Annotated in this window: 20 protein-coding genes; 14 read left to right on the top strand and 6 right to left on the bottom strand. The window is 75.6% G+C overall.

The features are described from left to right. Positions 1–310: 310 nt before the first annotated feature. From ACFQ8C_RS12835 to ACFQ8C_RS12815, 5 genes are all read left to right on the top strand, one after another. Positions 311–1,300, top strand: coding sequence for an esterase/lipase family protein (locus tag ACFQ8C_RS12835; RefSeq protein ID WP_383455632.1), 990 nt, complete (start codon positions 311–313; stop codon positions 1,298–1,300). 312 nt (positions 1,301–1,612) lie between these two features. Further along, positions 1,613–2,980, top strand: a complete 1,368-nt coding sequence (locus ACFQ8C_RS12830) for a diacylglycerol/lipid kinase family protein (RefSeq protein WP_383455629.1) — start codon at positions 1,613–1,615, stop codon at positions 2,978–2,980. After that, positions 2,977–4,722, top strand: coding sequence for an alpha/beta hydrolase (locus tag ACFQ8C_RS12825; RefSeq protein ID WP_383455626.1), 1,746 nt, complete (start codon positions 2,977–2,979; stop codon positions 4,720–4,722). The genes ACFQ8C_RS12830 and ACFQ8C_RS12825 overlap by 4 nt, the downstream gene beginning before the upstream one ends. 214 nt (positions 4,723–4,936) lie before the next feature. Beyond that, positions 4,937–5,524, top strand: coding sequence for a thioredoxin domain-containing protein (locus tag ACFQ8C_RS12820; protein WP_383455624.1), 588 nt, complete (start codon positions 4,937–4,939; stop codon positions 5,522–5,524). 225 nt (positions 5,525–5,749) lie between these two features. Further along, positions 5,750–8,320 carry an ATP-dependent Clp protease ATP-binding subunit gene (locus tag ACFQ8C_RS12815; protein WP_383455621.1) on the top strand — a complete coding sequence of 857 codons (2,571 nt, stop codon included), beginning with the start codon at positions 5,750–5,752 and terminating at the stop codon, positions 8,318–8,320. Between the two features lie 24 nt (positions 8,321–8,344). Here ACFQ8C_RS12815 and ACFQ8C_RS12810 read toward each other — a convergent pair whose 3' ends face one another. Beyond that, on the bottom strand, positions 8,345–9,265 hold the full coding sequence (locus ACFQ8C_RS12810; protein WP_383455619.1) for a LysR family transcriptional regulator: 921 nt from the start codon (positions 9,263–9,265) through the stop codon (positions 8,345–8,347). Between the two features lie 208 nt (positions 9,266–9,473). On the opposite strand from ACFQ8C_RS12810, the gene ACFQ8C_RS12805 reads away from it, so the two are divergent. Continuing rightward, on the top strand, positions 9,474–11,279 hold the full coding sequence (locus ACFQ8C_RS12805; protein ID WP_383455616.1) for an FUSC family protein: 1,806 nt from the start codon (positions 9,474–9,476) through the stop codon (positions 11,277–11,279). Here ACFQ8C_RS12805 and ACFQ8C_RS12800 read toward each other — a convergent pair. Continuing rightward, positions 11,251–13,569 carry an FdhF/YdeP family oxidoreductase gene (locus ACFQ8C_RS12800; protein WP_383455615.1) on the bottom strand — a complete coding sequence of 773 codons (2,319 nt, stop codon included), beginning with the start codon at positions 13,567–13,569 and terminating at the stop codon, positions 11,251–11,253. The genes ACFQ8C_RS12805 and ACFQ8C_RS12800 overlap by 29 nt on opposite strands. 301 nt (positions 13,570–13,870) lie before the next feature. Here ACFQ8C_RS12800 and ACFQ8C_RS12795 point away from each other — a divergent pair, with 301 nt between their 5' ends. Genes ACFQ8C_RS12795 through ACFQ8C_RS12780 form a run of 4 tightly spaced genes read left to right on the top strand, consistent with a single transcriptional unit; the run spans position 13,871 to position 17,966 of the window. Further along, a complete protein-coding gene (locus ACFQ8C_RS12795) occupies positions 13,871–14,986 on the top strand; it encodes a Dyp-type peroxidase (protein WP_383455612.1) in 1,116 nt (371 codons plus the stop codon). Further along, a complete protein-coding gene (locus tag ACFQ8C_RS12790) occupies positions 14,983–15,813 on the top strand; it encodes a family 1 encapsulin nanocompartment shell protein (RefSeq protein ID WP_383455609.1) in 831 nt (276 codons plus the stop codon). The genes ACFQ8C_RS12795 and ACFQ8C_RS12790 overlap by 4 nt, the downstream gene beginning before the upstream one ends. After that, on the top strand, positions 15,810–16,451 hold the full coding sequence (locus tag ACFQ8C_RS12785; RefSeq protein ID WP_383455606.1) for a DUF1345 domain-containing protein: 642 nt from the start codon (positions 15,810–15,812) through the stop codon (positions 16,449–16,451). Before ACFQ8C_RS12790 ends, ACFQ8C_RS12785 begins: the two co-directional genes overlap by 4 nt. A 42-nt stretch (positions 16,452–16,493) precedes the next feature. Beyond that, a complete protein-coding gene (locus ACFQ8C_RS12780; protein ID WP_383455604.1) occupies positions 16,494–17,966 on the top strand; it encodes a phytoene desaturase family protein in 1,473 nt (490 codons plus the stop codon). On the opposite strand, the gene ACFQ8C_RS12775 is transcribed toward ACFQ8C_RS12780, so the two are convergent. Further along, entirely contained in the window at positions 17,963–19,147 is a 1,185-nt protein-coding gene (locus ACFQ8C_RS12775; RefSeq protein WP_383455601.1) for a DNA gyrase subunit B, read from the bottom strand. The two genes, ACFQ8C_RS12780 and ACFQ8C_RS12775, sit on opposite strands and share 4 nt — an antisense overlap. Positions 19,148–19,380: 233 nt before the next feature. Continuing rightward, complete coding sequence (locus ACFQ8C_RS12770) at positions 19,381–20,271, bottom strand: LysR family transcriptional regulator (protein WP_383455599.1); 891 nt, start codon at positions 20,269–20,271, stop codon at positions 19,381–19,383. A gap of 111 nt (positions 20,272–20,382) precedes the next feature. Here ACFQ8C_RS12770 and ACFQ8C_RS12765 point away from each other — a divergent pair, with 111 nt between their 5' ends. Then, positions 20,383–20,748 carry a YybH family protein gene (locus ACFQ8C_RS12765; protein ID WP_383455597.1) on the top strand — a complete coding sequence of 122 codons (366 nt, stop codon included), beginning with the start codon at positions 20,383–20,385 and terminating at the stop codon, positions 20,746–20,748. Between the two features lie 125 nt (positions 20,749–20,873). Here ACFQ8C_RS12765 and ACFQ8C_RS12760 read toward each other — a convergent pair whose 3' ends face one another. Continuing rightward, entirely contained in the window at positions 20,874–21,668 is a 795-nt protein-coding gene (locus ACFQ8C_RS12760) for a hypothetical protein (protein WP_383455637.1), read from the bottom strand. Positions 21,669–21,712: 44 nt separating this feature from the next. Further along, on the bottom strand, positions 21,713–22,189 hold the full coding sequence (locus tag ACFQ8C_RS12755) for a GreA/GreB family elongation factor (RefSeq protein ID WP_383455595.1): 477 nt from the start codon (positions 22,187–22,189) through the stop codon (positions 21,713–21,715). A 215-nt stretch (positions 22,190–22,404) separates the two neighbouring features. Between ACFQ8C_RS12755 and ACFQ8C_RS12750 the strand changes: the two genes are divergently transcribed. The 3 genes from ACFQ8C_RS12750 to ACFQ8C_RS12740 all read left to right on the top strand — a co-directional run bounded on the left by ACFQ8C_RS12750 (position 22,405) and on the right by ACFQ8C_RS12740 (position 26,794). After that, positions 22,405–23,898, top strand: a complete 1,494-nt coding sequence (locus ACFQ8C_RS12750) for a hypothetical protein (protein ID WP_383455593.1) — start codon at positions 22,405–22,407, stop codon at positions 23,896–23,898. A 299-nt stretch (positions 23,899–24,197) separates the two neighbouring features. Next, positions 24,198–25,463 (top strand): AAA family ATPase, encoded by a 1,266-nt coding sequence (locus tag ACFQ8C_RS12745; RefSeq protein WP_383455591.1) that lies wholly within the window; start codon positions 24,198–24,200, stop codon positions 25,461–25,463. Next, positions 25,460–26,794 carry a VWA-like domain-containing protein gene (locus tag ACFQ8C_RS12740; protein WP_383455590.1) on the top strand — a complete coding sequence of 445 codons (1,335 nt, stop codon included), beginning with the start codon at positions 25,460–25,462 and terminating at the stop codon, positions 26,792–26,794. Before ACFQ8C_RS12745 ends, ACFQ8C_RS12740 begins: the two co-directional genes overlap by 4 nt. Positions 26,795–26,839 lie beyond the last annotated feature (45 nt).

Raw genomic sequence — 26,839 nt, 5'->3', positions numbered from 1 at the left:
CCTCGTCAGGCGTGCGCGGCCCCCGGCTCCCTGCCGGCACTTCGGCGCGGTCCGCGCACGTCAGAGCGGGGCGCCGCGGCGGCTTCTGCGCAGCCGTTCTCGAGTGGGATCGCCTTCGGGTCGGCGTGCTCTCCGGTGCGGCGTCCCACGACACAGGCCCCTGGTGTGTGAGCGGCCACAGCATTCCGTCCGGCCCGGTTCGAGGGGTTGTCCCATCGGTGGCGGCGCCCTGAAGGTGATCTTCCGATTCGCACTGCCGCCCGTGCTCCAGGTCCTGCCCGGACACGGCAACCGCATCACAGGAGACACGTTGACCAGACTCTGGAACCCCTCTCGAAGCCGGGCGCTCAAGGTCCTCGCCGCGGCCATGCTGGGCCTGTTCGTCGCTGTGCTGCCGGGGACGACTGCGCCGGCAGCCGCAGCCGTCGACGGCCCCCCACTGAGCACCCCGGTTTCCGTGCTCGACGCGGCGCTGAGCTGCCCCGGTACCTTCCTGCACCCCGACCGCGAGCCCGTGTTGCTGGTCCACGGCACCAGCTCCACGTACGACGAGACCTGGGAATGGGGCTACAGCCCGGCTCTGCGTGACGCCGGCTACGACGTCTGCGGCGTCGACCTGCCCAACAGGGCGATGGGCGACATCCAGGTGGCGACCGAGTACGTCGTCCACGCCATCGACAAGATCAACGCCACGACGGGCCGCAAGGTCGACGTGATCGGCCACAGCCAGGGCAACATGGAGATCCGCTGGGCGCTCAAGTGGTGGCCCAGCCTGCGGGCTCAGGTGGATGACGCGGTCTTCGTCGCCGATCCGGGCCATGGAATCGGAGCCGGCAACCTCCTCTGTACCGGTTCCTGCGCGCCCGCGATGCACCAGTTCAGGATCGGCTCGAACTTCCTCGTCGCGCTCAACGCGGTCGACGAGACCCCCGGCTCCGTCTCGTACACCAACCTCTATAGCCTCACCGACGAGGCGATCGTCCCGGCCACGACCGCGCCTCTCGACGGGGCCCGGAACATCAGCATGCAGGGCGTCTGCCCCGGCCGGACCGTCGGCCACTTCAGCTTCCTGTACGACGCCGTCGCCTACCGTCTGGTTCTCGACGCGCTGTCCCACTCGGGCACGGCCGAGCCGGCGCGGCTGCCGCTGGGCACCTGCCTCGGCGTCAACCTCCCCGGTGTCTCGCCTTCCGAGGCGTCGACGGCCACGGCGATCGCGGCCGCGAACCTGAACGCCGAAGTCCTCAACGCGACGAAGTTCCCGGCCGAACCGCCGCTGCGGGCGTACACCCAGAACTGAGGCTCCGCACCAGAGCGGTGAACGACGGCACGGGATCCCCCACGGCTCCCGTGCCGTCCGTTTCCGTGGCGAGTACGACGGTGGTGCCTTCGTCGGAAGCGACCTCCGAGAAGGTCGGCCTCGTCCATCGGTCTTCGTCGCACCCGCCGCTGACCCGCCGCTCCGGTCCTCACCCTCCACCCCGCCCGTCCCCGCGCCCGTCCCCGAGTGGCCCTCCCCGAGTGGCCCTCCCCGGGATGCCCGACGCACCCGGCGCGGGCAGGCTGGTGCCTCGGGCCGGGCGCGTGCGCGAGAGGGTCGGGTGAGGAAGCCATGGGCGGGACGGACACCGGTGGCGCGGGCGACGGCACTCCGGCCGACGACACGCGGGCCGCGCGGCTCCTCGCGCGGCTGGCCGTGCTCGCCGCCGTCGGGTCGCTGGTCGTGCTCGTGCTCGCCCTGGGCGAAGGCGGTCTCGTGGTGGTCGGGGCCGGGCTGCTCGGGCTGGTCCTCTGCGCCGTCGGCGTGTGGTGGTTCGTGGCGCACCGGGGCCCGCTGCGGCTGCTCGGGGCGCTCCTCCTCTTCCTCGCCCCGGCCGGGGTCGTGGTGCTCTACGCCTACGACGGACTGTGGCTGACCGCGCTGGCCCTGTGCCTGTGCTGGGGGTTCGCCCTGCTCTGCGCCCGGGCCGCGCTGCGCCGGTCACGGACGGAGAAGCCGCAGAAGGCGACCGCGGCGGCCAGACCGCGCAGACCGGTGCTGATCATGAATCCGAAGTCGGGTGGCGGGAAGGTCGGGCGGTTCGGCCTCGTCGAGCGGGCGGAGGAGCTGGGAGCGCGGGTGATCCTGCTCGACCCGTCCGCGCCCGCCGACGTCGCCGCGCTGGCCCGGCAGGCCGTCGCCGAGGGCGCGGACCTGCTCGGGGTCGCCGGAGGCGACGGCACCCAGGCGCTCGTCGCGTCGGTCGCCGCCGAGCACGACCTGCCGTTCCTGGTGATCTCCGCCGGCACCCGCAACCACCTCGCCATGGACCTCGGGCTCGACCGGAACGACCCCGCGCGCTGCCTCGACGCCCTCACCGACGGCGAGGAACTCCGCATCGACCTCGGCGACGTCTCCGGGCGGGCCTTCGTCAACACCGTCTCCTTCGGGGTGTACGCCGACGTCGTGCAGCGGCCCGAGTACCGCGACGACAAGGCGGGCACGGCGCTCAGCCTCATGCCGGACCTGCTGCTCGGCGACGGCGTACGGCGGCTCGACTCCCTCGTCGACGGCGCGCCGCTCGACGACCAGCAGGCGCTGCTCGTCAGCAACAACCCCTACTTCTCGCCCGACGAGATCAGCGGCGGCGGACGCCGTCCCCGGCTCGACGACGGGGAGCTGGGGGTGGTCGGGATCCGGGTGGAGGACGCGGCGCAGGCGGCCGACCTGGCCGTACGCGGCTCCCAGTCCAGCGGCCTGACCGTCCTGAGCGCCCACCGCGTGGAGGTGACGACCGCCGACGAGGGGGAGATCCCCGTGGCGGTCGACGGCGAGGCGCTGCGGATGCCCACCCCCGTCGTCTGCACCCTCCGCGTCGGCGCGCTGCGGGTCCAGGTCCCGCGCGACCGGCCGGGCGTCGTGGCGCCCCCGCCCGCCGTCGACTGGCGGCGGATCCTCGACCTCGCCTTCGGCCGCACGGAGCGGACCGCGGCTCGGTGAACGGGTCGCCCGCCGAGGACGTGCCCACCCCTCCCGCCGCCCCCTCCGAAGACGGGCCCGCCACCCCCGCCCCCGCCGTCCCCACCCCTGCCACCCCCGCCTCCGCCGCCCGGGGCCGCCGCCGGCTGCCGTACGTCGGTCTCCCCGGCGCCTGGGGCGCACTCGTCCTGGCGTGCCTGTCCTTCACGCCCTCCCTCCTCCCGCGCGGCGGGATCCTCCAGGGGGTCGTCACCGGCATCCTCGCCGCCATCGGCTACGGGCTCGGCACGGTCGCCGCCTGGATGGGGCGGGCCTTCGCCGACCGGGGGCCGCGGCCCGCGAGCCGCCGGTCCTGGCGGACGTTCCTGGTCACCGCGGTGGTCCTCTCCGGCGTCGCGTTCGGGCTGGGGCAGTACTGGCAGCACCGGATCCGCGCGCTGCTGGAGGTGACGGAGTACCGGCTCCTCCACTGGATCCTGTCGCCGCTGGTCGCGCTCCTGCTGTTCGCCCTCCTCCTCGCGGGCGCCCGCGGGGTCCGGTGGGTCTACCGGCGGGTGGCCGGACGGCTCCGGCACTGGATCGGCGCCCGGGCGGCCCAGGCGGTCGGCGGGATCCTCGTGGCCGTCACCGGGGTGCTGCTCCTCAGCGGTCTGCTCGTGGACGGCGTGGTCGAGGCGGCGAACCAGGCGTTCTCGCTGCGCGACACCGAGACCGAGGAGGGCGTGGAGCGGCCGACCAGCTCCCTGCGCTCGGGCGGCCCCGGCTCGTACGTGGCGTGGGACTCGCTGGGCAGGACCGGACGCACCTTCGTCGCCGGCGGGCCGTCGGCCGCCGAGATCGCGGGGTTCACCGGGCGCGCCGCGCGGGAGCCCGTCCGGGCGTACGCCGGGCTCGACACGGCGCAGGACACGGAGGCCCGCGCCGCCCGCGCGGTGGCCGATCTGCGCCGGGCCGGGGGATTCGGGCGCGGGAGCCTCCTCGTCGTGACGACGACGGGCAGCGGCTGGGTGGACCCCGCGGCGGTGGACAGCTTCGAGTACCTCACCGGGGGCGACGCCGCGACGGTGGCCCTCCAGTACTCGTACCTGCCCTCGTGGCTGTCGTACCTCGTCGACCAGTCGAAGGCGCGGGAGGCCGGCCGCGAGCTCTTCGACGCCGTGTACGACGCCTGGTCGAAGCTGCCGGCGGACGGGCGGCCACGGCTGTACGTGGCGGGGGAGAGCCTCGGCTCGTTCGGCGGGGAGACCGCCTTCAGCGGCGAGTACGACCTGCGCAACCGCACGGCGGGGACGCTCTTCGCGGGCCCGCCCAACTTCAACACCCTCTTCCGGCGGTTCAGCGACCACCGGGAGCCCGGCAGCCCCGAGATCCAGCCCGTCTACCGCGGCGGGCGCACCGTCCGCTTCGCGACCGACGCCGGCGCGGGCATCCCGCCGCCGGACACGCCGTGGGAGGGCGCGCGCGTGCTCTACCTGCTGCACGCCTCGGACCCGATCGTCTGGTGGGGGCCGCATCTCGTCTACGACGAGCCCGACTGGATCGGGGAGACCCCCGGCGACGACGTGCTGGAGTCGATGTTCTGGGTGCCGTTCGTGACGTTCTGGCAGGTCACGGCAGACCTTCCGTTCGCCACGGGGGTGCCCGACGGGCACGGTCACACCTACCGGGCCGAGTACGTCGACGGCTGGAACGCCGTCCTGCGGCCCGAGGGCGTCACCGAGTCGGACCTCGCCCGGCTGAGGGGGCTCATGACGGGCGGCTGAGCGGCGTCGCCGAGCGGCCGAGGCGTTGTGGGCGTAGAGGAGGCGACGGCCTCCAGGTCCGCCGGGACGCCGGGACGCCGGGACGGCGGGGCGGCGGGGCGGCGGGGCGGCGGTTAGGGCGCGGTCGTTCCGCCGGTCGTGGGCGCCCGGGGGCGGGAGGGCGGCCGGTCCCTCAGCGGTCGTGCCGTTCGTCCCCCCGTGCGAAGCTCGTTCCATGAATCCCGCCCATACGACCGGTGCCCACGGCGCCGCCGTCTACTACGGGGACCCCGGCGCCCCGCACGTCCTGCGGGTCTTCCTGGAGCTGCGCGACCCGGGGAGCCGCCGGATGGCCGAGGGCCTGCTCGGGACCTTCCGCGCGGGCGCCGACGAGGGGCGCTTCGTCGTCCGGTTCCACTTCGCCGCCGTCCTCGACGACACCGTCGGCGGCAGCGGGTCCCGCGACGCGCTGGCCGCCCTCGGTGCCGCCAGCGACGCGGGCCAGGGCTCCTTCATGGAGTACCTCGCCGCGCTGTTCGCCGCGCAGCCGTTCCCGCCGGGCGCCGAGGACCGGTTCGCCGACCGGGAGGCCCTGCTCGACGTCGCCGGTCGGGTCGAGGGGCTGCGCTCCCCGGACTTCGACCGGAAGGTCACCGACGGCACCTATCTGCCGTGGGCCGGGCAGGTGGTCGCCAACTTCGCCGAGTTCGGCATCGTCGGCACGCCGGCCGTCCGCTACGACGAGGAGGACCTCGCCGTCGGCGGCCCCGACGACACCCCGGTCGTCGCCCCGGCCGACTTCCTGCGCCGGATAGCCGCCTGAAGGGGACGGGTCCCGTCACCTCCGTGGCCGGGCCCTCTCGCCCTCCGCTGCCGGGTCCCGTCATTCCCCGTGGCCGGGTCCCCTCGCCCTCCGCGGCAGGCCCTCTCGCCCTCCGTGGCCGGGCCCCCTCGCCCTCCGTGGCCGCCTGGACCCTTTCCGTTTGCGGAGCCGGAACGGCCGGGTTTCAGTGTGGGTGACCCCCCACGCCCTTTCAGGAGCGCAGACATGTCGATGGCGTTTGGTTCCCCCTTCGGCCCCTCCGACCCGTTCGGCGACCTGCTGAACCGCTTCTTCGGAATGTCCCCGGCGTCCTCGCCCCCGGCCGTCCAACGGGTCCCCATCGGCCGTCTCCTCACCGAGTCGTCCCGCGAACTCCTCAACACCGCCACCGCCAAGGCGGTCGAGGACGGCACCACCGACCTCGACACCGAGCACCTCCTGTGGGCCACCACCCAGGTCGAGCCCACCCGTCGGCTGCTCGCCCGCGCGGGCGTCGACCCCGACGAGCTCGCCGGGAGGATCGCCAAGGTGCTGCCGCACGAGGCCGAGGAGCCCTCCGCCGAGCCGGGCCTCACCCCCGCCGCCAAGCGGACCCTCGCGCTCGCCCACGCCACCTCGCAGGCCGCCGGCGTCTCGTACATCGGCCCCGAACACATCCTCGGGGCCCTCCTCGGCGACGCCGACTCGGGTGCCTCCCGCTTCCTGCGCGCCGATGACCTCGACGTCTCCAAGCTGCGCGGGGTGGCCGACCAGGCCGCCCGCGGCGGCGACACCACCGCTCCCGCCGCGCCGAGGCAACCCGCCACCACCCTCGACGAGTTCGGCCGCGACCTCACCGAGGAGGCCAGGGCGGGCAGGCTCGACCCGGTCGTGGGCCGCGCCGAGGAGATCGAGCAGACCATCGAGATCCTCTCCCGCCGCTCCAAGAACAACCCCGTCCTCATCGGCGAGCCCGGCGTCGGCAAGACCGCCATCGTCGAGGGCCTCGCCCAGCGGATCGTGGCCGGGGAGGTCCCCGACACCCTCAAGGACAAGCGGGTCGTCTCCCTCGACCTCTCCGGCATGGTCGCCGGCGCCCAGTACCGGGGCCAGTTCGAGGAGCGCCTCAAGAAGGTCATCGAGGACGTCCAGAAGTCCGAGGGCGAGATCGTCCTCTTCATCGACGAGCTGCACACGGTCGTCGGCGCGGGCGCCACCGGCGAGGGCGCCATGGACGCCGGCAACATGCTGAAGCCCGCCCTCGCCCGCGGCGAACTGCACGTGGTCGGCGCCACCACCATCGACGAGTACCGCAGGTACATCGAGAAGGACGCCGCGCTCGAACGCCGCTTCCAGCCCGTCCTCATCCCCGAGCCGACCGTCGAGGAGACCGTCCAGATCCTCGAAGGACTCCGGGACGCGTACGAGGCCCACCACCAGGTCCGGTTCGCCGACGGCGCCCTCGCCGCCGCCGCGGAGCTCTCCGACCGGTACGTCGGCGACCGCTTCCTCCCCGACAAGGCCATCGACCTCATGGACCAGGCCGGGGCCCGCGTACGGCTCCGCAGCGCGGGCCGCTCCACCGAGGTCGTCGGCCGCGAGGACAGGCTCGCCAAGCTGCGCCGCGAGAAGGACCAGGCGGTCGCCGCCGAGGAGTTCGAGAAGGCCAAGGAGCTCAAGGAGGAGATCGCCGAGGTCGAGGGCGAGCTCGCCGGCGTCGAGGAGCGCCGCGAGGGCGTCGTCTCCGTCACCGCCGCCGACATCGCCGACGTCGTCTCCCGCCGCACCGGGATCCCCGTCGCCCAGCTCACCACCAGCGAGAAGGAGCGGCTGCTGGCACTGGAGGCGGAGATGCACGCCCGGATCGTCGGTCAGGACGAGGCCGTCACCGCCGTCTCCGAGGCCGTCCGCCGCAACCGCGCGGGCATGGGCGACCCCGACCGGCCCGTCGGCTCCTTCCTCTTCCTCGGCCCCACCGGCGTCGGCAAGACGGAACTCGCCAAGACCCTCGCCGAGCTGCTCTTCGGCGACGAGGACCGGATGATCCGCTTCGACATGAGCGAGTTCCAGGAGAAGCACACCGTCGCCCGGCTCGTCGGCGCCCCGCCCGGCTACGTCGGCTACGAGGAGGCCGGCCAGCTCACCGAGAAGGTCCGCCGCCAGCCGTACAGCGTCGTCCTCTTCGACGAGGTGGAGAAGGCCCACCAGGACGTCTTCAGCACCCTGCTCCAGGTCCTCGACGACGGGCGCCTGACGGACGGCCAGGGCCGCACCGTCGACTTCCGCCACTGCGTCGTCATCATGACGTCCAACATCGGCGCCCACCGCATCCTCGCCCACCAGGGCGACGCGGCCGACCTGAAGGACGAGCTGATGGAGGACCTGCGGGGCCGGTTCCTGCCCGAGTTCCTCAACCGTATCGACGACATCATCGTCTTCCACAGCCTCACCGAGGAGGACCTGACCGAGATCGTCGGGCACCTCCTCGACCGCAGCAAGCACCGCGTCCACGCCCAGGGCATGACCCTGGAGGTCACCGAGGCCGCCACGAAGCTCCTCGTCGCCCACGGCTACCAGCCGGAGTTCGGCGCCCGCCCGCTGCGCCGCACCATCCAGACCGAGCTCGACAACCGCGTCGCCTCCCTCCTCCTCGGCGGCGAGGCGGATCCCGGCGACACCATCGTCGCCGACGTCGTCGACGACTCCCTGCACTGCACGATCCGCAAGGGCGGCTCCGGCGGCTCCGGCGGTTCCGGTGGCTCCGGTGGCTCCGGCGGCGACTCCGGAGGTACGGAGACGGCCCCGGCCGCGGCCTGACGCGCCGCCCCGCCCCTACGCCCCCTACGCCTGCCCGGGCAGGTGCTCCAGAGCCCCCGCCATGTCGATCCCGGCCGCCAGCCCGGTGAGCGCGCGGGCCAGTACCGGGGCGGGCTCACGGGCCGACACCACGAGCCCCACCGGGACCGCCCGCTCGGGCGCGGTCAGCGGGACCGCGCGCATGCCGGGCGGCACCCCGAAGACGTGCAGCCACGCGTACGGCACGACGCTCGCCCACCGGCCGACCCGCACCTGGGCGAAGAGCGCCGCCACCGAGTCCGTCTCCAGCCGGGGCACCGCCCTCAGCCCCGCCCCGGCGAACACCTCGTCGATGACCTGGCGGCCCTGCATCGTCCCGTCCAGCAGACAGAGGGGCAGCCGCGACGCGTCCTCCCAGGTCGCCGTGGGACCGGACGCCAGACCGTCGGCCGCGTCCGTGAGGAGGACGTACCGCTCCTCGTACAGCGGGACGGCACGGAACTCCCCGCCCAGGTCCCGGTGGAGGTACGTGATCCCGGCGTCCAGCTCGAAGTCCCGCACCCCGCCCAGCACGTCCGGCGACCGCAGACCGGCCCGGACCTCCACCGTCACCAGCGGGTGCGCCGCGCAGAACGGCCCCGTGAGCCGGGCGACCGCGCCCGAGGCCGTCGGCACCGCGCCGATCCGCAGCCGCCCGGCGAGACCGGTGCGCAGCGCCCCCGCCTCGTGTTCGAGGGCGTCCCGGTCGGCCAGGATCCGCCGCGCCCGCACCACGATCCGCTCGCCCTCGGGCGTCAGCCCCTGGTAGGCCCGCCCGCGTCGTACCAGGGGCACGCCCAGCTCCTCCTCCAGCTTCCGCACCCCCTCCGAGAGCGCGGGCTGGGAGACGTGGCAGGACCGCGCGGCCCGGGCGAAATGACGCTCGCGGGAAAGGGCGACGAGATATTCGAGTTGACGCAACAGCATTTCACGGTCCTATCGGAAAGTCCTTCTCGGCGCCCATCATCCACGCTGCTGACCTGCGGATTTCTAATGACGGGACGGTCTGATAGGCGGGACCGATCAGGTTATCTGAAATGCCTGTTTGACCGCTCGGTGAAATGCGGGGACAGTCTTCGGGAAAGCGGCCGCCGATCGGGGACGGCCGGACCGAGACGGAACCGGAGGTCGAGCGGTGCGGCACCCGCCCCTCCACCGCGCGACCCCCGCGGGCTCCCTGCGCGGCGTCCTGTCGCCACGGGGCGCGCTCGCGTTCCAGCGGGCGGACGACGCCCTGCCGTTCGCGCTGCGCGCCGCCCTCGTCACGGCCCTCGCCGCCCTGCCGCCGGTCCTCTCCGGCCGCCCCGGCGACGCCGTCTTCGCCGTGCTCGGCTCCTTCACCACCACCTTCGGCCGCGGCATGCCGTACGCCCGCCGGGCCCGCGTCCTCGCGGCCGTCGCCGTCGCCATGACGCTCTGCGTGGCGGCCGGTTCCGCCCTCGGCGCCGGCCTGCGCCCCCAGGACGGGGGAGCGGGCGCGCTCCTCGTGGTCGCGGCCATGGCCCTGGTCGCCGGCGCGGCCAAACTCGCCTGCGACCGGGCCGGGCTCGGGGGACTCGGCGCGGTGATGCCGCTCTTCGCCTTCGCCGTCGCCGCGCACGGCGCGCCCACGCCCGCCGAGGTGCTCCCGCGCACCCTGCTCGCCCTCGGAGGCGCCACCGCGGCCTGGCTCGCCGCCCTGGCCGGCCGCCTCACCCACCGCGACGGCCCCCGGCGGCACGCGGCCGCCACCGCCCTCCACGCGGTCGCCGCCCTGCTGGACGCCGAGGCGACCGGCACCGACCGGGCGCCCGCCCGCCACCGCGCGACGGCCGCCGTCCTGGAGGCGTACCGCACCCTCGGACCGTCGGGCCCGCCCGAGGCGTCGTCGGCGACGCCGGGCACGGCCGGGGGGCCGGATCGCGCCCAGCGCCTCACCGACCTCTGCTGGGAGCTCCTTGTCGGGGCCGCCCGCCGCCGTCCGTCGCACGAGGACCCGGCCCGGACCGCCCGGGCGCTGCGGGCCCATGCCCGCGCCCTCACGCGCCGGCGGCCGGGGGGCGGGCCGCCGCTCCCGCCGCCGTCCTCCGTCCGCCGCCCGCACGGAACGCCCCGCCTCGCGCCCGCGCCGCTCGTGCCCGCGCTGCGGATGGTGCTCGGCACCGGGCTGGCCGGTGCCGTCGCGCTCGGGCTCGGCCTCGGGCACGGCTACTGGGCGGCGGTCTCCGCCGCCGCCGTGCTGCACTCCGTCGACGTCCGCACCGCCAGCCGCCGGGCCGCGCAGCGGACCCTGGGCACCGCCGCCGGGCTCGTCCTCGCCGCCGCCGTCCTGGGGCTGGGCCCCGGACCGCTCGCCCTCGCCGGGACGGCCGTCGTCCTGGAGCTCCTCCTGGAGTACGCCGTCGCCCGCAACTACGGCCTCGGCGTCGTCTTCCTCACCCCGCTGGCCCTGTTCCTCACCGAACTGGCCGCGCCGGCCGAACAGGCCGGGGAGCTCGTCCTCGACCGGGCCCTCGGCAGCCTCCTCGGCGTCCTCCTCGCGCTGCTGTGTGCCCTGGCCGTCGTGCACGACCGGGCGGCGGTCCGGCTCCACCGGGCGCTCGACGCCTGCGTCCTGGCGTGCGCCCAGGCCCGCGAGGCGCTCGCGGCCGGGCGGGCGGCGGGAGCCCCGGTGGTGCTCCAGGCCCGCCTCGCGGCGGCCGTCGTGGAGCTGCGCGAGGCCGAGGCCGCCGCCGCGGGCGAACTCTGGCCGGCCGGCACCGCACCGGCCGAACTCGCCCGCGCCGAACGCCGCGCCTACCGCCTCCTGGGCCTGCTGGCGTCCGCCGGCCGGGAGGCGGGTACGCCCCCGGGCCCGGGCCCCGTGCCGATACCGGTGCCCGTGCCCGCGCCCGTACCGCTTCCGGCGGCGGCTCTTCGGGTGCCTTCCGCGCTCAGCCCGTCGGCTCGATCACGACCTTGAGGTGCTTCATGATCGGCTGGTCGCTCTGGGTGCTGTAGTCGCCCAGGGCGCACAGCACGTTCATCTCCGGCATGTACCCCGCGGCGCAGCCGCGCGGGATGTCGTACGGGACCGCCAGATAGCCGTGGAGCGAGCGCCGGCTGCCGTCGCGGGCGGTGGCCGTGACGTCCACCGGGGCGAGCTCCGCGATGCCCCGCTCGCGCATGTCGGCGCGGTTCATGAAGACCAGGGTGCGCAGCCCGCTCACGCCCCGGTAGCGGTCGTCGTCGGAGTAGATCGTGGTGTTCCACTGGTCGTGCGAGCGCATCGTGCCCAGGGCGAGCGTGCCCGGTTCCGGGACGACGTCCGGCAGCGGCGCCGCGGAGAACTCGGCCTTCCCCGAGGGGGTGAGGAAGACCAGTTCGCGCGCGGGCTGCTTGATGCGGAAGCCGAGCGGCAGCCGCACCCGCCGGTTGAAGTCCTCGAAGCCGTCCAGGACGCGGGCCATGGTGTCCCGGATCCGGTCGTAGTCCTCCACGTACCAGGCCCACGGCGTCGTGCTCTCCGGGAGCGCGGCCCGCGCCATGCCCGCGACGATGGCCGGCTCGGAGAGCAGGTGCGGCGACGCGGGCTTCTTCATCCCGCGCGACAGGTGGACCATGCTCATCGAGTCCTCGACCGAGGTGGCCTGGTCGCCCTTGCGCTGGTGGTCCTTCTCGGTGCGGCCCAGGCACGGCAGGATCAGCGCCCGCCGGCCGTGCACCACATGGCTGCGGTTGAGCTTGGTGCTCACCTGGACGGTCAGCTCGCAGTTGCGCAGCGCCTCGTACGTGACCGGGGTGTCGGGCGCGGCCAGCGCGAAGTTGCCGCCCATGCCGACGAAGACCTTCACGTCGCCGCGGCCCATCGCCTCGATGGTGCGGACGGTGTCGAGGCCGTGGGCGCGCGGCGGGTCGATCCCGCAGACCTCGGCGAGCCGGTCGAGGAAGGCGTCGGCGGGGCGGTGGTCGATGCCGCAGGTGCGGTTGCCCTGGACGTTGCTGTGGCCGCGGACGGGGGAGGGGCCGGCGCCCTCGCGGCCCAGATTGCCGCGCAGCAGCAGGAGGTTGACGATCTCGCGGACCGTGTCGACGCCGTGCTCGTGCTGGGTGACGCCGAGGCACCAGCTGATGATCGAGCGGTCCGCCTCCCGGTACACCCGGGCCGCCTCGAGGATCTCCTCGCGGGGGAGCCCCGACTGGTGCTCGATCTCCTCCCACGGCGTGGCCTCGCACACCGCCCGGTACTCCTCGAAGCCGGCCGTGTGGCGCTCGACGAACTCCCGGTCCAGCGCCTTCGGATCGGACGCCGCCTGTTCGAGCACCGCCTTGGCCACCCCCCGTACGAAGGCCATGTCGCCGCCGATCCGCGGCTGGAGGTTGAGCGTCGACGTCCTCGTCGCCCGGAAGGTCGCCATGTCCTTGAAGTCGTGCGGGATGATCGCGCGGGTCGCGGCCGCCTCCACCAGCGGGTTGACGTGCACGATCCGCGCACCCCGGTCGTACGCCTCGGTGAGGGCGGTGAGCATGCGGGGCGCGTTGGACGCCGCGTTGACCCCGAGGATGAAGAGCGCGTCGGCGGTCTCCCAGTCGGCGAGGTCCACCGTGCCCTTGCCGGTGCCCAGCGAGGCCTTCAGCGCCCGCCCGCTCGCCTCGTGGCACATGTTGGAGCAGTCGGGGAGGTTGTTGGTGCCCAGTTCGCGGGCGAGCAGCTGGTAGAGGAAGGTCGCCTCGTTGCCGAGCCTGCCCGAGGTGTAGAACGACGCCTGGTTCGGGTCGTCCAGTCCGCGCAGGGCGCTTCCCACCAGTTCGAAGGCGTCCTTCCAGCCGATCGGCACGTAGTGGTCGGTGGCGGGGTCGTACACCATCGGCTCGGTGAGCCGGCCCTCGTTCTCCAGCGCGTGGTCCGTCCATCCGGCCAGCTCCGTCACCGGGTGCGCGGCGAAGAACTCCCGCCCGACCCGCTTCCGGGTCATCTCCCAGGTGACGTGTTTGATGCCGTTCTCGCAGATGTCCAGATGGAGGCCCTTGGTGTCGTCCGGCCAGGCGCAGCCCGGGCAGTCGAAACCGGTGCGCTCGTGGTTCATCTTCATGATCGCCCGGGGCCCGTCCACGGGCAGCGCGCCCTCCCTGGCCATGAAGCGGGTCACGCTCTTGGCGGCGCCCCAGCCGGCGGCGGGATGGTGGTACGGCCGGATCTCCGGCTCCCCGTCGGGGACGGGGCCCACCCGGGGCTCCACGCCGTCCTGATGCTTGGCTCGGTCGAGGCTCATGGGCCTGCCACCCTTCCGGCGCCCGGGGCGCGAGGGAACGCGTACGGCCCCCCTCCCGGCAGGCTAAGTCGGGCCGGGGGGCGTCGCCATTCGGGGGCGCGGCGGCACGGGGCACGGCGGCACGGGGATGTGAGGTGCGGCGGCACGGGGACGTGGGGACGTGGGGGTGCGGCGGCGCGCGGGCCGGGCGACGGGCTGCGCGCGGGCCCGGCCCTGGATACGCTGGCGCCGATTTGTCCCTGTCTCGTGACGCGTGTCCCTGTTCTCGTGACGCGTATCCCTGCCGCCCGACGGGAGTCGCATGGCCGTCCCCCAGCCCGTCCTCGGCCCGCCCACCAAGGCCGCCCTCTTCCTCACCCTCACCGTCGCGCCCGGCCGGGAGGCCGACGTACGCGAAGGGCTCGGGGACCTGTCCGGGCTCAGCCGCTCCGTCGCCTTCCGCTCCCGCGACGACGCCCTCGCCTGTGTCGCGGGGCTCGCCTCCGACGCCTGGGACCGGCTCGTCGGCGGCCCCCGCCCCCGCGAGCTGCACCCCTTCACCCCCCTCCAGGGCCCCCGGCACCGCGCCCCGGCCACCCCCGGCGACCTGCTGCTCCATCTGCGGGCCCGCCGCTCCGACCTCTGCTTCGAGCTGGCCCGGATCGTGCTGGACCGCTTCGGGGACGCCGTCGCCGTCGTCGACGAGGTCCACGGCTTCACCTACTTCGACGAGCGGGACCTCCTCGGCTTCGTCGACGGCAGCGAGAACCCCACCGGCCCGCCCGCCGCCGACGCCGTCCTCGTCGCCGACGAGGACCCCGGCTTCCGCGGCGGCAGCTACGTCGTCGTCCAGAAGTACCTCCACGACCTCACCGCCTGGAACGCGCTCTCCACCGAGGAACAGGAGCGGGTCATCGGCCGCACCAAGGCCGACAACGTCGAACTCGCCGACGACGTCAAGCCGTCCGACGCGCACGTCGCCCTCAACACCGTCGAGGACGAGGACGGCGAGGAGAGGCGGATCGTCCGCCAGAACATGCCGTTCGGACGGCTCGGCACCGGCGAGTTCGGCACCTACTTCATCGGATACGCCCGCACCCCCGCCGTCACCGAACGGATGCTCCGCAACATGTTCCTCGGCGACCCGCCGGGCAACACCGACCGCATCCTCGACTTCTCCACCGCCGTCACCGGCGGCCTCTTCTTCGCCCCGAGCGCCGACCTGCTCGACGACCTCCCCGCCCCGGGCGTGGCGGCGGAGGCCATCGCGGAGCCCGCGCCGGAGAACACCCCGGAACCCGTCCCGGAACCCGTCCCGGAACCCGTCCCGGAGCCCGCCCCCGGGTCGGCTCCGCAGCCCGTGCCCGCCGAAGCCGTCAGCCCCGGTGCCTCCCCGGACCTGGGCATCGGGAGCCTGAAAGGAGTACCGGCGTCATGACCAGCCCTCCCGGCCCGCCCGCCCCCACCGGCAACCTGCACCGCGAACTCGCCCCCATCACCCCCGCCGCCTGGGCCGAGATCGAGGAGGAGGCCCGCCGCACCTTCCGCCGCACCGTCGCGGGCCGCCGCGTCGTGGACGTGCCCGACCCCGGCGGCGCCACCCTCGCCGCCGTCGGCACCGGCCACCTCACCGAGCTCGCCGCGCCCGCCGACGGCGTCCGCGCCCGGCTCCGCGAGGCCCGCCCGCTGGTCGAGCTCCGCGTCCCCTTCACCGTCGACCGCTCCGCCGTCGACGACGTCGAACGCGGCGCCAGGGACTCCGACTGGCAGCCCGTCAAGGACGCGGCCCGCACCCTCGCCCTCGCCGAGGACCACGCCGTCTTCGACGGCTACGAGGCCGCCGGCGTCCGCGGCCTGCGCGCCTCCTCCTCCAACCCGGTCGTCGCGCTCCCCGCCGAGCCCCGCGACTACCCCGACGCCGTCAGCCGCGCCCTGACCGCCCTGCGGCTCGCCGGCGTGGACGGCCCGTACGCGCTGCTCCTCGGCGCCGACGAGTACCGGGCCGTCAGCGAGACCTCCGACCACGGCTATCCGATCGCCGCCCACCTCGGCCGGATGCTCGACGGCCCGCCGATCTGGGCCCCCGCCCTCACCGGCGGCCTCGTGCTCTCCACGCGCGGCGGCGACTTCGAGCTCCGCCTCGGCCAGGACGTCTCCATCGGCTACACCCGGCACGACACCCACACCGTGGAGCTGTACCTCCACGAGACCCTGACCTGCCTCACGTACACGGACGAGGCCGTGGTCGTCCTCGGCGGCGTGTGACCGGCCCGCACGCCTGGTCGTGGCGGTACGCGGTCCCCCGGCTGGCCGGTGCCGGAACCACCGGCGCCGCCGCCGGGGCCGTCACCGGCCTCCTCGCCGACACGGCGCTCGGCATCCTCGCCGGGATCGCCGTCGCCGAGACCGTCTTCGTCGTCACCGGCTGGATCGTGCTCTGGCCGATGGACGCCACCACCACCCGCCACAACCTGCGGCGCGAGGAGTTCCGGCCGGTCGTCGAGGAGTCGGCGGTGGTCACGGCGACCCTCTGCGGGCTGGTCGCCATCGTCGCCCTGCTCCTCGTCGACTCCGGCTACGGCCGCGCCGCCGCCGGAGTCGCCCTCTGGGGCGTCTTCATGGCCTGGGCGGCGCTCCACCTCATGTACGCGACCCGGTACGCGTACCTCTACTACGCGACGCCCGAGGGCGGCATCGACTTCAACTCCGACGACCGCCCCCGCTACACCGACTTCCTCTACTTCTCCTACAACCTCGGCATGACGTACCAGGTCTCGGACACCAACGTCTCGGACGCCGGGATCCGGGCGGTCGTCCTCCGCCACTGCCTCCTCTCGTACGTCTTCGGCGCCAGCATCCTCGCCACCGCCATCAACCTGGTGGCCGGGATCGTCACCGGCTGACCCGGTGTGCGCGCGCCGCACCCGTCCCGGCAGACTCGCCCCATGAGCAGCACGCGCCCGCGCCCCGCCCGCCCCGCCGGTTCCACCCCGAAGGCCGTCGTCGTCGGCGCAGGCCCCAACGGCCTCGCGGCCGGCGCCCTGCTCGCCGAAGCGGGCGTCGAGGTCACCGTCCTGGAGGCCGCGGAGACGATCGGCGGCGGCACCCGCACCGACGAGGCGATCCTGCCCGGACTGCTCCACGACCACTGCTCGGCCGTCCACCCCCTCGCCGTCGCCTCGCCCGCCCTCCGTCACCTCCGCCTCGACCGGTACGGGCTGAACTGGCGGCTGCCCGAGGTCGACTGCGCCCACCCCCTCGACGACGGCACCGCCCCCGCCCTCCACCGCTCGGTCACCGAGACCGCCGCCGGACTGGGTGCCGACGCGGCCCGCTACCGGGCCCTGCTCGCCCCTTCCGTACGCCGCTGGGAGGAGCTCTCCGGGGACGTCATGGGCCCCCTCCTCCGGGTGCCCCGCCACCCGCTGCTGCTGGCCCGCTTCGGCCTGCCGACCGTCCTGCCCGCCGCCGCCCTCGCCCGCCTCTTCCGCACCCCGGGCGCCCGCGCGCTGTGGGCGGGCGTCGCGGCCCACGCCTACCGCCCGCTCACCGAGCCCTTCAGCTCCGCCATCGGGCTCGGCATCCTGACCGCCGGGCACGCGGCGGGCTGGGCCGTCGCGGAGGGCGGCTCCCGCTCCGTCACCGACGCCCTCGCGGCCGCGCTCCGCGCCCACGGCGGCCGGATCGAGACGGGCGTCAGGATCACCGACCGCAAGCAGCTGCCGCCCGCGGACCTCACGCTCCTCGACCTCGACCCGGCGCAGGTCGCGGGCGTGTACGGCGACGTGCTGCCGTCGCGTACGGCCGCCGCGTACCGCCGCTTCCGGCGCGGCCCCGGCGCCTTCAAGGTCGACTTCGCGGTGGAGGGCGGAGTGCCGTGGCGCGCCGAGGTCGCCCGCCGTGCCGGCACGGTCCACCTCGGCGGCCCGCTCGCCGAGGTCGTCCGCGCCGAACGGGACGTGACGGAGGGCCGGATGCCGGAGCGCCCCTTCGTCCTCGTCGGCCAGCAGTACCTCGCCGACCCCACCCGGTCCGCCGGCGACGTCCACCCGGTGTGGACGTACGCGCACGTGCCGCACGGCTACGAAGGCGACGCGACCGAGGCGATCCTGGCCCGCCTGGAGCAGTTCGCCCCCGGCGTCCGCGACCGCGTGGTCGGCATGCGGGTCACCCGCCCCGCCGACTTCGCCACCGCCAACCCCAACTTCGCCGGCGGCGACATCCTCACCGGCGCCAAGACCGTCCCCCAACTGGTCCTGGGCGCCCGCCCCGCCCTCGACCCGTACGCCACCGGCCTCCCCGGCGTCTACCTCTGTTCGGCCGCCACCCCGCCCGGCCCCGGCGCCCACGGCATGTCCGGCGCGGGCGCGGCGGCCTCGGCCCTCCGCCACCTGGGCATCCGCCCGACCTGGCGCTAGGCGCCGTCCGGTCCGGCATCGTCCGGCTCGGCGCCGTCCGGCCCGGCGTCGTTCAGCGCGGCGCCGACCACCCGCGCGGCGCGCTCCGCGTCCTCCTCCAGCCACCCGAGCACCCGCTCCCGCACGGCTTCCTCGACCCAGGGACGGACGGCGTCACCGCCCAGCTCCGTCAAGGCGCAGCCCACGAACTCGGGTTCGTCCAGCCGCACCGACACCACCGCCGTGACACCGGCCCCCGCCGCCTCGTCCGCTCCGGAATCCGGCCCGCACGCGCGCGTGTACGAGGCCAGCGCGTTCGCCAGCCCCCGGCGGAAGCCCTCCAGATGCGTTCCGCCGTGGGGCGTGGCCCGCCCGTTGGCGTACCCCAGCACCTGCCCCCGCCCCTCCGCGCCCCACACGAGCGCGACGTCCAGGACGCCCGCCATGCGCGGGTCCTCCGCCCCGAAGGCGAGGACGTCCGTGGGTGGCGCCGGGTGGTGTGCGGAGGCGAGGGAGACGACGAAGTCGCGCACGCCGTCCGGGAAGCGGTACCGCTGCACGGCGGGGCCCCCGGCGGGCCGCTCGTCGGTCAGCGTGACGTCCAGGCCCGGGCAGAGGTAGGCCAGTTCCCTGAACCGCTCGCCGAGGAACCCGAAGGAGCAGTCGACCGTCTCGAAGATCCCGGGATCGGGGTGGAAGGTGAGCGTGGTGCCCGTGCGGTCGGTGGGCCCGGCGACGGCCGGCGGCGCGAGGGCGGTGCCGCGCGCGAACTCCTGGACCCGGCGGCCGCCGCCCCGGTGCGACTCGGCGGTCATGCGGGTCGACAGCGCGTTGGCGGCGGTGAGCCGGATGCCGCCGGACCCCAGGTCGATCCGGTCCCGGCCGACGGCGCTCCGCCCGGCGTGGAAGTGGCAGAGCCGTTCCTCCAGGCCGGGGCCCCCGTCGTCCGCCGGTGCGCCGAAGGGGACCCCCGGCCCGTCGTCCGCGATCCGCACGCCGCCGTCCGCGGTGAGCGTGACCTCGACGACGCGCCGGTCCCCGGCCGCCGTCTCGTTCACGGCGTGCTCGAAGACCCCGAGGACCATGTGGTGCAACCCGCGCGGGCCCGTCGACCCGACGTACAGCCCGGGCCGTCTCCGCACGGCCCCCAGCCCCTCGATCACCTCGATGCGCGCGGCCTCGTACCGTACCTGCTCGCCCATGGCGCAACCCCTTGCCGTAGCAGCCGGACAACAGCTCTCCACGCTACGGGAGTTGGCGGAAAACGCCAGGTCGGATGGGGTGTGGCAGATGGCTGTACGCCTCCGCGCGGGCCTCGCGCCGAACCGTCGGCCCCTCCGGTCCGACAGCGGCCCGTCGCCCGCGCGCGGCCCCGTTCCGGCCCTTCGCGACCCCTTCGGGGACGACGCCCGGGCCACCGGTCGCGCGGGTTCCGTCAGGGCGTGCCGGCGGTCCCGAACGCGCGGCGGGCGTGGTCGAGCAGGGCGCGTACGGCCGGGTTGTGCGCGGGCTTCCACACCAGGGCGAGGAGGGCCGGGATGTCGACGTCGGCGAGCGGGAGCGCGGTGAGGCGGTCGGCGTAGGCCGAGGCCATCGACTCGCTGAGGACCGCGACGCCGAGGCCCCGGGCGGCGAGGTCGGCGATCGCGTCGGAGGCACCCGCCTCCAGGGCGATCGACGGGCGGAGGTCCCGCGCGGCGCACGCCTGGTCGAGGACCGCGCGCAGGCCGGTGCCCGGTGGCATGCAGACGAGCGGGTGGGCCGTCAGCTCGTCGAGGGTGACGTGGCGGAGGCCCGCCAGGGGGTGGCCGGGCGGGACGGCGGCGACGAGCCGCTCGTCGATGATCGTCAGCGCGTCCAGGCCGTCGGGGGTCGAGGCGGCGGCGCCGATGAGCGCCAGGTCGACGGTGCCGCCGCGGACGCCGTCGGCCAGCCGGTCGGAGTCGCCCTCCTGGAGCCGCACCTCCACCCCGGGATGGGCCGCGTGGAACGAGGCCAGGGCGTCGAACAGCGGGGTGACGGTGCAGCCGACGACCATGCCGACCGTCAGCCGGCCCCGCACCAGGCCCGTCACCTCGTCCACCGCCCGGCCGACCGCCGCCGCGGAGGCGAGCGCCGCGCGGGCGTGCGCGAGCGCGGCCTCCCCGGCGGCGGTGAGGGCGACGGACCGGGCCGAGCGGTCGAACAGCTCGGCGCCCAGCTCGTGTTCGAGCCGCCGGACCTGCGCGCTGACGCCCGACTGGCTGATGTGCACCCGCTCGGCGGCCCGGGTGAAGTTCCGCTCCTCGGCGACCGCGACGAAGTACTCCAGCTGCCTCAGTTCCATGACTGTCGATTCTAGTAGGCAGCAGAACCATCTGTTGGACTTCTGATCGGCCGACGGCGAGGCTGGAGACACCGCAGCGGGAACGACAGCGAGCCACCCCAGGAGGAAGCCGTGCAGGAGTACGCCAAGGCCATGCGCCCCGAGGACATCACCCGCCTCTTCGTCGAGCGGTCCAACGAGGGCGACGCCGCCGGGGTCGCCGCGCTCTACGCCGAGGACGCCGTGCTGGCGTACCCGCCCGGCGAGCTGACGGTGGGGCGGGAGGCGATCCGCGTCCTGTGGGAGAAGGTCCTCGCCCACCGGCCCCGCTTCGAGCGGGAGGAGCCGCTGCCGACGCTGGTGAACGGCGACGTCGCCCTCACCTCGACCCCGCCGAAGGACGGTGCCGGCGCGCGGGCCCAGGTCGTCCGGCGCCAGCCCGACGGAAGCTGGCTCAGGATCCTCGACCAGCCGGAGTTCGTCCCGCCGTCCCCCTGAGCCGCCGTCCCCCTGAGCCGCTGGGCCGGGCGCGCCGGGCGCACGCGCGCGGGGCGCACGCGCGCGGGGCGGTCATGCGCGCAGGGCGGTCACCGCACGCGGGGCGGTCACGCGCGCGTAGCGGGTCATGTGCGCCACCAGGGCTCCCGTACGAAACGGCTCTCCGTGCCGGTGCAGCCGACGCCGTTGGAGATCTCCTCGGCCTCCAGGTTCCAGCCCACCACCCCGTCGCCCTTGCGGCCCAGCTCGATCAGCCGGGCGTCGGCGGTGCGGGTGCCGTCGGTCACCCGGCACGCCACGATCGAGGTCCAGGCCTGCCCGTCGAGCGCGGAGGCGAAGAACAGCAGGGGCAGCGCCACGGCCGTGAGGAGCAGGGCCGCCCCCTGCTCCGCGGCCGCCGCCCGGCCCAGCCACGCCGGCGGCCGGTAGTCCGGATCGTGCGAGGTGCCCGGTGAGCCGCCGCGCGGGTGATGCGTACGCCGCCGCCCCGTGCGGTACTCCACCACCACGCCCTCGCGGAGCGCGTACGCCGCGAACGCCGTGCCGAGGCCCCACCACGGCCCGAACAGGCAGGCGTCGACGATGCCGACCGCCAGCGGGTTCAGGAGGGTGAGCCCGACCCGGCGCAGGCGGGCGAACCGTCCCCGGCCGGCCGGTACGGCGCCGCGTGCCGCGAAGACGGCGAAGACGGTCCGCGAGACCACCACCGCGAGGACGGAGCCGAGCAGCGGATCGGTGATCACCATGCCGAGCAGGACGTCCGGCCAGTTCGCCGGCTCCATGCCGACGAACACGTCCCGCACCGCGTCCCCGCCGCCCACCGTGTACGCGACCTTGGCCACGGGCACGGCGAGCGCCAGCGCGAGGAGCACGGTGTGCCCCGGGCCGCCCTTGCGGTCGGCCCGGCGTTCCTCCGCCAGGTCCTGGTCGGCGCGGGGGTCGGCGCGGGGGTCGGCCGAGCCGGTCAGGAGCCGCCGCCCGGCGCGCCGACCGAGAGGACGACGGCGGTGGTCCGGCCCAGGGGGGTCGCGTACGCGATGCTGTCACCGGCCGCGTGACCGAGGAGCGCCCGGCCGAGCGGACTGTCGACGGTGACCAGGGCCGGATCGTCCGCGTCCGCCAGTTCGCCGAGGTGCAGCGTCGACTCCGAGCCGTCGCCGAAGCGCACGCCCACCGTGCTGCCCACGCCGATCGTCCCGGTCGACGGCGCCCCGGCGGCCGACGCCTCCCGCAGCCGTCCCTCGATCTCCTCGATCCGCGTGTCCAGCCGGTCCGCCTCCGTGGCCCGCTGCAACTCGTCGGCCTGATCGGCCCGGTCGCCCGGCTCGTCGGCGTCGTCGAGCGTGCCGGCGACCTTCGCCCGCTCGGCGCGCAGCTCGGACAGTTCGCGGCTCAGTGCCGCGCGGGCGGCCTCGCTGATGGGCTCCGGTCCAGCGGTCATGACAGCTCCCGTCGTGCGGTGGCGGGGACGAAGGACGACGTCTCCCATTCCGACATCACCGGAAAAGCCCGTCAAATCGCATGAAACATCCGTGTGGTCGCCGGAGGGGCCCGGAAAACCCCTGGCACCCCCGGAGCCGGGCGCGTTAGCGTGACCGCGATGATCACCGATTCCTCACGCCGATGGGGGGTCCTCACCGCGCACGGAGCGTCCTGATGGGCACGCTCGTGCGGGAGGACACCCGCCTTTCCCTCTGGCGACGCGTGCGTGCCTACGCCGTGCCGCCCGCCACGATCGAGACCGCCACCGCCCGCCGCCTCGCCGGCGACTGGGCCGGTGCCTGCGCCGCCGCGGGAGTCGACCTCGACCTGACACCCCGGACCCTGGCCCGGACCCACGGCACCGAACTCGCCGCACGCGTACGCGCCGACCTCCGCCGCCTCGCCCCCGACCTGCTCCGCTGGCACCTGCCCAGGACGGCCCCCGACGGCCTGCTCCGCCCCGGAACCACCGTCACCCTGGCCGTCTACCCGGGCCACGAGGAACCCGGCGCGCGGGCACCGCGCCCGGTCCACCTCGTCGCCCGCACCGCGCCCGCCTGGGCCGACGCCGGACAGCGGATCTCCCTCGCCCTCTGGGACGGGCCGCCCGCCGGCCCGCCCCCGCGCAGGTGGAGCGCGTACGACCCCGCCGCCGCGCACCCCCACCCGCACCCCGGCCACCGCTTCCGGCTCGACCTCCACCGCCATCTGTGGGACGCCACCCGCGCCGGGGAGCTCCGCGGCCGGTCGGGCGCCGACCGGCTGCCCGCCCTCCCGGCCTCGCCCGACGATCCGCCGGGGCCCGGCTGGGCCGTGGACCGGTGGGCCGCGGAGGCCCGCCTCCTGCTCGCCGCCGAAGGCCGGACCGCCGGCCCCGTCCTCGTACGCCTCGGAGCCCGGCACCGGCTCCTCCTCACCCCGCAGCCGGACGGGCGGGCCAGGACCGAACCCGCGCCGACGGGGCGGGGACGGCACGGCACCCCGGGCGACCGGGAGGTCCCGGCGGTGCTGCCCGACGCGGCGACCTGGACCCCGCCCGACCTCGCGCTGCTCCGCGCCGGCCTGATCACCCCCGACCGACTGCACCCGCTCGTCGCCGAGGCGCTGGCCCCGGGCCGGCGGACGGGCACCGGAATCCGCCCCGGGGCCCCGGAGGACGGGCCGCGGTTCGTGGAGTGCCAGGGAAGCCGGCACCGCGTCGGGCTCGTCGACGGCGTCCTCGTGCCGCTCGACCACGACCCGGCCGAACTCCGCCGCGAGGAACTCCTCGTCGCCCTCTCCGGCCCGCCGCTGCCCTGCCTGCGGGCGATCGACGAGGCCCACCGCAGGCCCGACTGCCTGACAGGCGTCCGCGAACGGCTCGCCCACGGCGACACGGCCGGCGCGCTCGCCGTCGTCGAGGCCCTGCTCGGACCCGGCGCCGCCCTGCGCGACGGCCCCCTGCGCGACGCCCTCGAACGCGCCGCCGAACGGAAGGTCCTGCACGGCCTCTACCGCGCGGGCCTACGCGCCACCGGCCCCGAACACGTCGCCGAACCCCCGCCCGCGCCCGTACCCGACCCGGACCGGGGCCCGCTCCGGCGCCCCCGCGGCGCCAGGCTCGGCGCCCAGGACACCCGCCGGGCCCTCGCCCACCGCGACCACCCCCGCCACGCCCTCGGCCGCTGACCCGACCCACCCGTCCCCACCGACGGCGCACGCCCGTCCGGCCGCCGCCGCCGAGCGACGGCCCTGCGCCCTTCCCTCCGCCGTCGACCGGCGGCCCTCCGCCCCTCCCTCCGCCGTCGACCGGCGGCCCCGCCCTTCCCTCCGCCGCACACCGCCTGTCCGTCCCACCCTCCGCCTGTCCGTCCCAGCCTCCGCCGTCCACCGCCTGTCCGTTCCACCCTCCGCCGTCCACCGACGGTTCCTCTCCCTTGCCGCCGCCGTGCCCCGGCACGCCCGCACCCACCCAGGTGATGTCACCCATGAGCACCCCCACCCGCAGCGCCCCCGCCCCCGGCCGCACCACCTCCACCTCCACCTCCACCGCCCCCGACCCCGCCCCGCTCGACGTCGCGGCCGACCTCCTCGCCCTCCTCGGTGCCACCCGCACCGAACCCCGCGCCGACGACCAGCTGGAGGCGCTGACCCTGGCGGTCGCCGCCGACCTGCCCGTCCTCCTGTGGGGCGAGCCCGGCATCGGCAAGACCGCCTCCCTCACCCGGCTCGCCGAGGAACTCGACCTGCCGCTCACCACCGTCATCGCCAGCGTCCACGAACCCACCGACTTCTCCGGGCTGCCCGTCCTCGGCGACGACCCGGCGGTGCGCGGCGTGGCGATGGCACCGCCCGACTGGGCCGTCCGCCTCGTCCGCGAAGGCCGCGGCCTGCTCTTCCTCGACGAGCTCTCCACCGCCCCGCCCGCCGTCCAGGCCGCCCTGCTCCGCCTCGTCCTGGAACGCAGGGTCGGCGCCCTCACCCTGCCGCCCGGGGTGCGCATCGTGGCCGCCGCCAACCCGCGCGCGTCGGCCGCCGACGGCTGGGAGCTGAGCGCCCCGCTCGCCAACCGCTTCGTCCACCTCAGGTGGACGCACGAACACGAGGTCGTCGTCCGGGGCCTCGGCGGCACCTGGCCCCGCGCCACCCTGCCCCGCCTCGCCCCGGAGCGGCTGCCCGAGGCCGTCGACCGCGCCCGCCGGGCGGTCTGCGGACTCCTCGGCACCCGGCCGACCCTCGTCCACCGGCTGCCGGGGGAGGAGACCCGCAGGGGCGGCCCCTGGCCCTCGCCCCGCAGCTGGGACATGACGCTGCGTCTGCTCGCCTTCGCCACCGTCGCCGGCTCCTCCCGCGACGTCCTGTCCCTCCTGGTCCGCGGCACCGTCGGCGACGGCCCGGGCTTCGAACTCCTCGCCTGGCTCGACCGGATGGACCTCCCCGATCCCGAGGACCTGCTCGCCGACCCGGCCGGCGCCGCGCTCCCCGAGCGCGGCGACCGCCGCCAGGCCGCCCTCGAAGCCGTCGTGACCGCCGTCCGGGAACGCCCCGCCCGCGACCGCTGGGACGCCGCCTGGACCCTCCTCGCCCGCGCCGCCGAGACCGGCCCGCCGGACCTCGTCGTCGTGCCCGCCACCACGCTCGCCGCCCTCCGCCGCGACGACTGGGACGTCCCCGCCGCCATCGAACGCCTCGCCGGAGCCGTCGACCTCTCCCGGCGCGCGGTCCGCCCCGTCGCGGCCCAGGGGCGCCGATGACCACCCCCGCCCCCATCCCCGCCACGGTCCCCGGCCCCACCCCCGGCCCCGGCCCCGGCCCCACTCCCACTCTCACTCCCACTCCCGCGGCCTCGGCCGAGGAGGCCCTGGACCACGACAAGCTGTACGCCGCCCGGCTCTACGCCGTCCGCGTCCGCCCGTACCTCGCCACCGCCCTCTTCGCCCTCCGCGTCGTGCCCTCCCGGGCCGTCCCCACCATGGCCGTCGACCGGCACTGGCGGATGTACGTCTCCCCGGCCTTCGTCGACGCGACGCCGATGCGGGACCTCGCCGGCGTCTGGGTCCACGAGGTCGCCCACCTGCTCCGCGACCACCACGGCCGGGGCGACCGCCTCGCCCGGGACCTCGGCCTCGACGGCCCGGCCGAACGGCTCCGGATGAACATCGCCGGCGACTTCGAGATCAACGACGACGTCTACGGCGACGGCCTCCCGCGTCCGGCGGGCGCCGTCCACCCCGGGATGCTCGACCTGAAGGCCGGGCTGCTCATGGAGGACTACCTCCGGGCGGTACGCATCACCCCGCGCACCTCCGCGATGGCCTGGCTCGACTGCGGCAGCGGCGCCGACGGGCACGACCGCGCGTGGGAACTCGGCCCCGACGGCGCCGACGGTCTCACCCCCCAGGAACGCGCGGCCGTCGTGTACCGCGTGGCCCAGGGCATCAAGGGCAGGCCCGGCACCGCCCCCGAGGCCTGGCAGCGCTGGGCCGAACAGGTCTGCCACCCGCCCCAGCCCTGGCGCGAACTCCTCGGCGCGGCCCTCGCCGCCGCCGTCTCCGCGGCCGGCGCCGGCGACGACTACACCTACCGCCGTCCCTCCCGCCGCTCCGCCTCCCTCCCCGGCGTCGTCCTGCCCAGCCTGCGCCGCGTCCCTCCCCACATCGGCGTCGTCATCGACACCTCGGGCTCCGTCTCCGACGCCGAACTCGGCAGCGCCCTCCTGGAGGTGGCCGCCCTCACCCGAGCCGTCGACGGCCGCCGCGACCTCGTCACGGTCGTCGCCTGCGACGCCGCCGCCCACACCGCCCAACGCCTCTGCGCCGGCGCCGACGTCCCCCTCGTCGGAGGCGGCGGCACCGACCTCCGCGCCGGGTTCGCCCGCGCCCTGCGCCTCAGCCCCCGCCCCGACGTCCTCGTCGTCTTCACCGACGGACAGACCCCATGGCCGGAAACCGCCCCTCCCTGCCGCACCGTCGTCGGTCTCTTCCCCCGGCCGCCCGCCTCGGGGCCGGAGGGCGAGGACGAGGAGGAGGACGACGACCCTCTCCTGCGGCCGCCGGGGTGGGCGAGGGCGGTGGAGATCGGATGAGGCGACGAGACGGCTGGATCCAACATCCAACATGTCGGATCCGCG

The sequence above is a fragment of the Streptomyces sp. NPDC056503 genome (genome assembly GCF_042794995.1).
Classification (GTDB): Bacteria; Actinomycetota; Actinomycetes; order Streptomycetales; family Streptomycetaceae; genus Streptomyces.
The sequence above is the reverse complement of the archived record's forward strand: the minus strand, read 5'-3'. Positions and strand labels throughout refer to the sequence as shown.

Coding starts and splice junctions, on each gene's coding strand:
- ACFQ8C_RS12810 (WP_383455619.1), bottom strand. CDS start 9,265: ATGCTGTTGCGTCAACTCGAATATCTCGTCGCCCTTTCCCGCGAGCGT.
- ACFQ8C_RS12755 (WP_383455595.1), bottom strand. CDS start 22,189: ATGACCGCTGGACCGGAGCCCATCAGCGAGGCCGCCCGCGCGGCACTG.
- ACFQ8C_RS12820 (WP_383455624.1), top strand. CDS start 4,937: ATGAATCCCGCCCATACGACCGGTGCCCACGGCGCCGCCGTCTACTAC.
- ACFQ8C_RS12815 (WP_383455621.1), top strand. CDS start 5,750: ATGTCGATGGCGTTTGGTTCCCCCTTCGGCCCCTCCGACCCGTTCGGC.
- ACFQ8C_RS12770 (WP_383455599.1), bottom strand. CDS start 20,271: ATGGAACTGAGGCAGCTGGAGTACTTCGTCGCGGTCGCCGAGGAGCGG.
- ACFQ8C_RS12830 (WP_383455629.1), top strand. CDS start 1,613: ATGGGCGGGACGGACACCGGTGGCGCGGGCGACGGCACTCCGGCCGAC.
- ACFQ8C_RS12795 (WP_383455612.1), top strand. CDS start 13,871: ATGGCCGTCCCCCAGCCCGTCCTCGGCCCGCCCACCAAGGCCGCCCTC.
- ACFQ8C_RS12740 (WP_383455590.1), top strand. CDS start 25,460: ATGACCACCCCCGCCCCCATCCCCGCCACGGTCCCCGGCCCCACCCCC.
- ACFQ8C_RS12800 (WP_383455615.1), bottom strand. CDS start 13,569: ATGAGCCTCGACCGAGCCAAGCATCAGGACGGCGTGGAGCCCCGGGTG.
- ACFQ8C_RS12750 (WP_383455593.1), top strand. CDS start 22,405: ATGGGCACGCTCGTGCGGGAGGACACCCGCCTTTCCCTCTGGCGACGC.
- ACFQ8C_RS12780 (WP_383455604.1), top strand. CDS start 16,494: ATGAGCAGCACGCGCCCGCGCCCCGCCCGCCCCGCCGGTTCCACCCCG.
- ACFQ8C_RS12775 (WP_383455601.1), bottom strand. CDS start 19,147: ATGGGCGAGCAGGTACGGTACGAGGCCGCGCGCATCGAGGTGATCGAG.
- ACFQ8C_RS12745 (WP_383455591.1), top strand. CDS start 24,198: ATGAGCACCCCCACCCGCAGCGCCCCCGCCCCCGGCCGCACCACCTCC.
- ACFQ8C_RS12790 (WP_383455609.1), top strand. CDS start 14,983: ATGACCAGCCCTCCCGGCCCGCCCGCCCCCACCGGCAACCTGCACCGC.